Origin of the sequence: Mesorhizobium sp. M7A.F.Ca.CA.004.04.2.1, from assembly GCF_004022825.1 — a bacterium.
Lineage (GTDB): Bacteria > Pseudomonadota > Alphaproteobacteria > Rhizobiales > Rhizobiaceae > Mesorhizobium.
On record NZ_RZPH01000179.1, the window covers coordinates 1 to 7884 of the forward strand.

10 protein-coding genes are annotated in these 7884 nt (G+C 63.7%); all 10 read right to left on the reverse strand.

Features of this window, described 5'->3' with window-relative positions; genetic code table 11:
* Positions 1-545: glycine betaine ABC transporter substrate-binding protein (locus EN893_RS10885; protein WP_281062476.1), on the reverse strand; the 545-nt coding region annotated here is incomplete at its 3' end.
* Positions 546-722: 177 nt separating this feature from the next.
* Positions 723-1940, reverse strand: coding sequence for an MFS transporter (locus tag EN893_RS10890; RefSeq protein WP_127373081.1), 1218 nt, complete (start codon positions 1938-1940; stop codon positions 723-725).
* Positions 1937-2437 (reverse strand): transcription antitermination factor NusB, encoded by a 501-nt coding sequence (nusB, locus tag EN893_RS10895; RefSeq protein ID WP_023798402.1) that lies wholly within the window; start codon positions 2435-2437, stop codon positions 1937-1939. The genes EN893_RS10890 and nusB overlap by 4 nt, the downstream gene beginning before the upstream one ends.
* Complete coding sequence (ribH, locus tag EN893_RS10900) at positions 2434-2928, reverse strand: 6,7-dimethyl-8-ribityllumazine synthase (protein WP_127270987.1); 495 nt, start codon at positions 2926-2928, stop codon at positions 2434-2436. Before ribH ends, nusB begins: the two co-directional genes overlap by 4 nt.
* 108 nt (positions 2929-3036) lie before the next feature.
* Positions 3037-3240, reverse strand: coding sequence for a DUF1778 domain-containing protein (locus EN893_RS10905; protein ID WP_127270989.1), 204 nt, complete (start codon positions 3238-3240; stop codon positions 3037-3039).
* On the reverse strand, positions 3240-3857 hold the full coding sequence (locus EN893_RS10910; protein ID WP_127270991.1) for a riboflavin synthase: 618 nt from the start codon (positions 3855-3857) through the stop codon (positions 3240-3242). The genes EN893_RS10905 and EN893_RS10910 overlap by 1 nt, the downstream gene beginning before the upstream one ends.
* A 12-nt stretch (positions 3858-3869) precedes the next feature.
* Positions 3870-4985, reverse strand: a complete 1116-nt coding sequence (gene ribD, locus EN893_RS10915) for a bifunctional diaminohydroxyphosphoribosylaminopyrimidine deaminase/5-amino-6-(5-phosphoribosylamino)uracil reductase RibD (protein ID WP_127272670.1) — start codon at positions 4983-4985, stop codon at positions 3870-3872.
* Between the two features lie 2 nt (positions 4986-4987).
* On the reverse strand, positions 4988-5467 hold the full coding sequence (gene nrdR / locus EN893_RS10920; RefSeq protein WP_023810227.1) for a transcriptional regulator NrdR: 480 nt from the start codon (positions 5465-5467) through the stop codon (positions 4988-4990).
* A gap of 157 nt (positions 5468-5624) precedes the next feature.
* The gene (locus EN893_RS10925; protein ID WP_127271308.1) at positions 5625-6272 is read right to left on the reverse strand and encodes a hypothetical protein; all 648 of its coding nucleotides are present in this window, start codon (positions 6270-6272) and stop codon (positions 5625-5627) included.
* A 76-nt stretch (positions 6273-6348) separates the two neighbouring features.
* Positions 6349-7662: a serine hydroxymethyltransferase gene (gene glyA / locus EN893_RS10930; protein WP_013532252.1), complete on the reverse strand. Its 1314-nt coding sequence runs from the start codon at positions 7660-7662 to the stop codon at positions 6349-6351.
* Positions 7663-7884 lie beyond the last annotated feature (222 nt).

A 7884-nucleotide genomic window follows, 5' to 3' on the forward strand; every position in this document is an offset into this window, starting at 1 on the left:
AAGCCATAGGTGGTCTGGAAAGCCGGAAGTGCGGCCGCCGAATTGACGAACTCGGCGGAAGCCGCCAGCACCACCTGACCGCCGCCCGCGACATATTTGCCGAAGTCGGTAAGCGTGGCGAGCTTGTTGGTCTCGGCGACTTCCTTGCGAAGCGCGATCGCCCAGGTGTTGTTTGCGGGCGACGGCGACAGCCAGACGATCTTGTTGGCGTCGTAGTCGAGCTTCTTGGCCGTTTCATAGGCCTTGGCGGCGTCTTTCCAGACCGGGTCGTCGGCCTTTTCGAAGAAGAAAGCGGCGTTGCCGGTGTATTCGGGATAGATGTCGATCTCGCCGGCGGTGATCGCCTTGCGCACCACCGGCGTGCCACCGAGCTGGATACGGTCCGATGTCTTGATGTTGTTGGCGTTGAGCACGAGCTGGATGATGTTACCCAGCACGCCGCCCTCTGTGTCGATCTTCGAAGAGACAACCACCTGGGCATTGGCGGAAGCCACCGTGATGCCGAGCGCCAATGCCGCGCCGGCCAGAAACTTGACTGAAAACATTGTGAAACCCCTTGCTATGAACCGAAACGCGGTGACCGCATATGAGCATGGCTTCAACGGCCAGTCGGGGTACACGGTTTCATAACAATAGGTACAGACGCAATATTTTTGTTCCGAAGCGGTAAATTCGGCCGACATCGTGCTGACAGCGCCGTGTCAGGTGAAACGGCGGATGGATCAGGCTTCGGCTTTGCGCAAGCTCGTCAGCTTGAGCGCGCCGAGCGCCACGAAGCACAGGACGGTAACCGGAAAGACTATCCAGTTCAGCATCTCCCAGCCCCAGGCGTTGTAGACCATGCCCGACATCAGCGAGGCGCAGGCGACGGAGCCGAACAGGACGAAGTCGTGGAAGCCTTGCACCTTGCCCTTTTCCGACGGCCTGTAGGTGGCGGCCACCATCGCGGTCGCGCCGATGAAGCCGAAGTTCCAGCCAAGGCCTAGCAGGATCAGCGACGTCCAGAACTGCCACAGCGCCAGGCCCGACAGAGCGACAATGGCGCAGCCGATGAGCAGGATCAGGCCGGTGGCCACAATGCGTTCGGCGCCGAAGCGATGGATCAGCGAGCCGGTGAAGAAGCTTGGCGCGAACATCGCCATGACGTGCCAGGAGATGCCGAGCGTCGCGTCGTTCTCCGACAGGCCGCAACCGACCATGGCCAGCGGTGCGCCCGTCATGACGAAGCTCATCAGCGCATAGCTGCCGACCGCGCAGAAAAGCGCGGCGACGAAACGCGGCTGCGTGACGATTTCAGCCAGTGGCCTGGCGTCGCTGTCGGCGATCTCCACCTTGCCGGATGCTTTCGCCGGCAGCCGCAGGAACGACAGGATGATAGCGCCGACGGCGGCCAGCGGCAGGATGGAGATGAAGGAACCGGCAAACATGACCGGCGCCAGCAATTCGCGGGTGAAGATGACGATCTGCGGCCCAAGGATGGCGGTGACGATGCCGCCGGCCAGCACGAATGAGATGGCACGCGCCTTGAATTCCGGCGGTGCGTTGTCGGCAGCGGCGAAGCGGAACTGCTGGACGAAGGCGCCGCCGACACCGATCGTGAGCAAGCCAAAGGCAAACAGCCAGAAGCTGCCTTGAAAAAGCGCAAGCGTGGCGACGAGGCCGCCAAGCGCCGTGACGATCGTTCCGGTCATGAAGCCGCCGCGCTGGCCCATGCTGCGGATGATGGCCGCTGCAGGCAGCGCGCCGAGCGCCACGCCGATGTTGAAGCCGGTGACCGGCGCTGTCGCCAATGATTTGTCGGGGCCAAGCAGATATTGCCCGGCCAGCGCGCCCACGGAGATGGCGATGGGAGCGGCCGAGCCGATGATCGCCTGCGAGGCGGCCAGGATCAGCGCCGTGCGGCGCGCCTCCCTGCCTGCCTCGACGGCGATTGCCGTCATGATGCGTCCTTGCCCCGCCCCTCGCCACGCACCCGGCGAGACACACGGTCGAGCACGGCATTGACCAGCTTCGGCTCGTCTTCCTCGTAGAAGGCCTTGGCGATGTCGACATATTCGGAGACGATGACCGCGACGGGGACATCCTCGCGCTTCATCAACTCGTAGACGCCGGCACGCAGAATGGCGCGCAGCGTCGAATCGAGCCGCGACAGCGGCCAGTCCTCGGTCAGCGCCTGGCGGATGATCGGATCGATGGTCTTCTGGTTCTCGACGACACCCGCCAGGATGGCGCGAAACCATTGCGCATCGGCCTCGCGATAGAGCGCTCCGTCGACTTCCTTGCCGAGACGAAAGGCCTCGTATTCGGCGGTGATCTCGAAGACGCCACTGCCGGCGACATCCATCTGATAGAGCGCCTGCACGGCGGCAAGACGGGCAGCGCCGCGCTTGTTGGCGTGGCGCACCGCGGGCTGGCCGGGCGAAGCGGGTTCGCTCACGATCGCGCTCCCAGTTGTTCCTTGAGGGCAATCATGGTCAGGGCCGCACGCGCGGCAAAGCCGCCCTTGTCGCCTTCCGAGCGTTTGGCGCGAGTCCAGGCCTGGGCGTCATTCTCGGTGGTGAGGATGCCATTGCCGATGCAGACCGAGTCCTGCACGCTCAAATCCATGAGCGCGCGGCTGGATTCATTGGCGACAATGTCGAAATGATAGGTGTCGCCGCGGACGACGGTGCCGAGCGCGACAAAGCCGTCATAATGTGTGCCGCCTCCCGTCGCGCCGTCCAGTGCAAAGGAGATCACTGCGGGGATCTCGAGCGAACCTGGAACGGTGACGACATCGTAAGTCGCGCCCGCTTCATCGAGCGCGCTTGTCGCGCCGTCGAGCAGCGCGTCGGCAAGGTCGTCGTGAAAGCGCGCTTCGACAATGAGCAGATGCGCCTTCGCCTTCGGACGAATGAAGGCTTTGCCGTGTTGGGATGTGCCAGCCATAAAAGTCTCCGGGGAGTTGCCGGTGACTTAGGCCGAAGCCGGGTTCATCGCAAGCGGAAGATTGTCCACGACGCCGACGGTCGGCAGAACTTGTTGGGTTTCCAGTATTCAGGAGCCTGTAACGTGACGGTAGCGACGCACCGTATCGCGCAGACGATCGTTCACCGATCGTGGATTGATCAAGGCTTCAACGAAGACTCTGCTGTCGTTGACAGACAGATCGAGCTGCGAGTGCCCTTCGGTGTTCACATCGGCCCGCTCCTCACGCATCAACTTGTCTTCCTGCGTGGAATTCACCCTGTCCTTGGTCATCACAGCCCCTCTTTCGTCGCCTCCACCAGCCGCGCCGCGTAGCGGGCCATGGTGTCGATCTCGAGATTGACGCGGTCGCCGACTTTGCGCTCACCCCAGGTGGTCACGGTCAGCGAATGGTGGATCAAAAGCACGTCGAAGCGCGTGCCTTCGAGCTTGTTGACGGTGAGCGAGGTGCCGTCGAGCGCGACCGAGCCTTTTGGCGCAATGAACTTCGCCAGGTCGCGCGGCGCCTCCAGCGTGAAGCGCACGGCGTCGCCCTCATCCTTGCGCTCGACGATCTCGGCCATGCCGTCGACATGGCCCGAAACGATGTGGCCGCCGAGTTCGTCGCCGATCTTCAGCGCCCGCTCCAGATTGACCTTGGTGCCGGATTTCCAGCCCGAGGCCGTGGTCAGCCGCAAGGCTTCCTCCCATGCTTCAACCTCGAACCAGCGCGCATTCGAGCCGCTGTCGGGCAAGGCCGTAACCGTCAGGCAGACGCCGCCGCAGGAGATTGAGGCACCGATGGCAATGGTCCGCGGGTCATAGGCTGTGTCGATGCGCAAACCCACCCCTTGCCTGAGCGGTTTGACGGAAGCGACAGTGCCGACATCGGTGACAATTCCGGTGAACATCGGTGTTGATCCCTAAAAATCTCTTATCCACTCGGCGTAACTGTCTTCGCCAAAGCGCATCTCGCGCAGCTTGCGAAAACCTGCCGGGATATGGTCAGCGTCAACAGGCGATGCAATGCCGTCATCGCCGATCGCTTCCGGTCCCTGGAACAGCACGATGCGGTCGACCAGTTCGTCGGCCAGGAAAGCGCTCGCCACCTTGGCGCCGCCCTCGACCAGCACGCTGGCCATGCCGAGCGCGGCCAGATCCTCGAGCAGTTCCGGCAGCGCGACGCCGCCTTCATGGGTCTCGGTGCCGATGAAGCGGACGCCGGCGCGTTCGAGTGCTGCGCGCCGCAGCGGATCGGCCTCCAGGCAGGCGGCGATATAGAGCGGCACCCGGTCGACGCCCGAAACCAGCTTCGAGGCCTCCGGCAACCGGATCTGGCGGTCGAGCACGATGCGGGCAGGCGAACGGTTCTCCAGCCCCGGCAAACGCACCGTCAGGGCCGGATCGTCCTCAAGGGCCGTGCCGATACCAACCAGTATGCCATCCGCCTCGGCGCGCATCAGATACACTTCGCGGCGCGCGATATCTCCGGTGATCGACACCTGCCCACCGCCTTCCCTGCCGATCTTGCCGTCGCTGGAAAGCGCAAGCTTGAGAATCACTTCCGGGCGTTTTCTCAACGAACGAATCAAATAGCCGGCCATCTGCTCGGAGGCTTGCTCGGCCAACACCTTCTCGACCACCTCGACACCGGCGGCACGCAGGATCGCGTAGCCCTTGCCGGACACGCGCGAATCGGGATCGCTGGCCGCACCGACGACGCGCGCGACACCGGCATTGACCAGCGCATTGGCGCAAGGCGGCGTGCGGCCGTGATGGGCGCAAGGCTCCAGCGTGACGTAAGCGGTGGCGCCGCGCGCGAGCTCGCCGGCCTCGGCCAGGGCCTCGGTCTCGGCATGCGGGCGGCCGCCGACAGCGGTGACGCCGGTGCCGACGATCATCGGACCGTTGCCGTCATCGCGTACGATCAGCGTGCCGACGGACGGGTTGGTCGCGGTGCGCCCCGAATTTTTTCGCGACAGTCTGAGTGCCGCCGCCATGAAGCGGCGATCAAGGGCGGCCTGTTCGCTTGCAGTCATGCTCAGCTGGCTTCCTCTTCACCCTTGATTTCGTCGCCCTTGAGCTCGCCCAGCAATTCATGGAAATCCTTGGCCTCGCGAAAATTGCGGTAGACCGAGGCAAAGCGGACATAGGCGACATCGTCGAGCGACTTCAGCGCTTCCATGACCAGCCGGCCGACTTCTCCCGAAGCAACCTCCGTCTCGCCGGAACTTTCGAGCTGGCGCACGATGCCGGTCACCGCGCGGTCGATGCGCTCGGGATCGACATTGCGCTTGCGCACGGCGATCTCCACCGAACGCAGCAGCTTGTCGCGGTCGAAGGGCACTTTGCGGCCCGATTTCTTGACCACGACGAGGTCGCGCAACTGCACGCGCTCGAAGGTGGTGAAGCGACCGCCGCAATCGGGGCAGACACGCCGCCTGCGGATCGCCGCGCCATCCTCTGCGGGGCGCGAATCCTTCACCTGCGTATCTTCTGACTGGCAATAGGGACAGCGCATGGAGAAGCCTTTGGTTGGCGAATCTGGTGAAGCGAAAGGCTTAGAGGTTTTTGCAGCGATGGCAAAGTGTCGCCAACAGCCCCACGCCCTTCAGAGATAGCGAGGCGCAAGCAGGATTGCCAGCCTCGCCAGGCAGCCGCACCGCGTACCGATGTCTTCAGGGAGCTACGTCGGCGGTCGGGAATCCGCACGATGCACCGAGGCTGCGATAGGCCTTGGTGAAGCCGTCCATGGATATGCTTCCAACAGGCGCGTCGCCAAAGGAGACATCAAGCACCGATGCCCGGCGCATGGCGCGCAAGAGCGCCAGGCTGATCTTGGCCTGATTGTCCACGGTCCAGCTGAGCCGGCCGTTGACGGCGCCATCGGAATGGAGTTTGGCGGCGACACGGCCCTTGTCGTCGCCGATGGTGGCGGCAATCGACTTGCCGGCCGGCAGACCCTTGTTGTCGACGGCGATGGTTATGGAGGGGTAGGCATCCGGCGGCAGTGCATCGCCGTTCGTGATGACGAGCGTCAAGGTACCGGGCACGCCGCCCGCGCCGATAAAGGCGGTCGAGGCAGCGCAGGTCTTGCGCAGATCCTCACCGGTGTCGACCTCGTCGACCAGGGTCGACCATCTGCCGAACGTTTCGAGCTTGGGTGCCACCTGGGCGGGCGCCGCCGGCTCGGCCTGAGGTGCGGGTTGCGCAGGCGCTGGTTGAGCAGAGGCGGTTTTCGCCAAGGCGGCGGGGAAAGGCACGGCGATCAAAGCGGCCAGAGCGCCAACGGCACCAAGGTCGGCGAAACGAAATGGTCGCATCATCAAGGCTCCTGCCGGTCGCCCCGGCCTGCTGAAACGACGCTTGTCGTTGCAGCAGGCGGTAAGCCTTCCTATCGCGTCAGCCGAGATAGGGATAGAGCGGGAAGCGATCGGTCAGCGCCACGACCTTGGCCTTGACCGCAGCTTCGACAGCGGCATTGCCCTCGTCGGAATTCGCAACCTTGAGACCGTCCAGCACTTCGGCGATCAGCTTGCCGATCTCGCGGAATTCGGCCTGGCCGAAGCCGCGCGTGGTGCCGGCCGGGGTGCCGAGACGCACGCCCGAGGTGACGAAAGGCTTTTCCGGGTCGAACGGAATGCCGTTCTTGTTGCAGGTGATGTTGGCGCGGCCGAGCGCCGCCTCGGCGCGCTTGCCGGTGGCGTTCTTGGGCCTGAGGTCCACCAGCATGAGATGGTTGTCGGTGCCGCCGGAGACGATGTCGAGACCAGTCTCCTTGAGGCTGGAGGCCAGCGCCTTGGCGTTGGCGGCAACGCTCTCGGCATAGACCTTGAAACTCGGCTTCAGCGCTTCGCCGAAAGCGACAGCCTTGGCAGCGATGACATGCATCAGCGGACCGCCCTGCAGGCCGGGGAACACCGCCGAATTCATCTTCTTGGCGATGTCCTCGTCATTGCACAGGATCATGCCGCCGCGCGGGCCGCGCAGCGACTTGTGCGTCGTGGTGGTCACGACATGGGCGTGCGGCAGCGGCGACGGATGCACGCCGCCGGCGACCAGGCCGGCGATGTGCGCCATGTCGACCATCAGATAAGCGCCGACCGCGTCGGCGATCTCGCGAAACCGCTTCCAGTCCCAGACGCGCGAATAGGCGGTGCCGCCGGCCAGGATCAGCTTCGGCTTGGTCTCATGCGCGGTCTTCTCGATGGCATCCATGTCGAGCAGATGGTCGTCCTGGCGCACGCCATAGGAGACGACCTTGAACCATTTGCCGCTCATGTTGACCGGCGAACCGTGGGTCAGATGGCCGCCGGAATTGAGGTCGAGGCCCATGAACGTGTCGCCCGGCTGCAAAAGCGCCAGGAACACCGCCTGGTTCATCTGGCTGCCGGAATTCGGCTGGACGTTGGCGAAGTTGCAGCCGAACAGCTTCTTGGCGCGCTCGATGGCCAGTTCCTCGGCCACGTCGACGAACTGGCAGCCGCCATAATAGCGCTTGCCGGGATAGCCCTCGGCATATTTGTTGGTCATGATCGAGCCCTGCGCTTCAAGCACGGCGCGGGAAACAATGTTTTCCGAGGCGATCAGTTCGATCTCGTGGCGCTGGCGGCCGAGTTCGTTGCGGATGGCCCCGAAAATCTCCGGATCGGCGTCGGCCAGCGTGGTTTCGAAGAAGGATTCGAACTTGTTCGACACTGCCGCTGCTGTTGCCATGGCCTGAAATCCTCAAGGTTCGGGGGCAATTTTAATTTATGCAAGCCGTTGTCCCAAAACCGCTGCACAATTTTGGGCGACTTGCATTTGCCGCGCCATTAACACAGTTGTTTTCGCCCCGCCACGTTTGCCACGCGAAATTTGCTGGCCGGATTGCGCCAGCCAGGCCCGCGGGTCGCTATTTCCTCGCCTTGCGACCTTTCAGCAGTGCCTCGGTAAGCG

Bases quoted from the DNA above. Each gene is read 5' to 3' on its own strand.
- EN893_RS10890 (WP_127373081.1), bottom strand. From the start codon at position 1,940: ATGACGGCAATCGCCGTCGAGGCAGGCAGGGAGGCGCGCCGCACGGCG.
- ribH (WP_127270987.1), bottom strand. From the start codon at position 2,928: ATGGCTGGCACATCCCAACACGGCAAAGCCTTCATTCGTCCGAAGGCG.
- EN893_RS10905 (WP_127270989.1), bottom strand. From the start codon at position 3,240: ATGACCAAGGACAGGGTGAATTCCACGCAGGAAGACAAGTTGATGCGT.
- EN893_RS10910 (WP_127270991.1), bottom strand. From the start codon at position 3,857: ATGTTCACCGGAATTGTCACCGATGTCGGCACTGTCGCTTCCGTCAAA.
- ribD (WP_127272670.1), bottom strand. From the start codon at position 4,985: ATGACTGCAAGCGAACAGGCCGCCCTTGATCGCCGCTTCATGGCGGCG.
- nrdR (WP_023810227.1), bottom strand. From the start codon at position 5,467: ATGCGCTGTCCCTATTGCCAGTCAGAAGATACGCAGGTGAAGGATTCG.
- EN893_RS10925 (WP_127271308.1), bottom strand. From the start codon at position 6,272: ATGATGCGACCATTTCGTTTCGCCGACCTTGGTGCCGTTGGCGCTCTG.
- glyA (WP_013532252.1), bottom strand. From the start codon at position 7,662: ATGGCAACAGCAGCGGCAGTGTCGAACAAGTTCGAATCCTTCTTCGAA.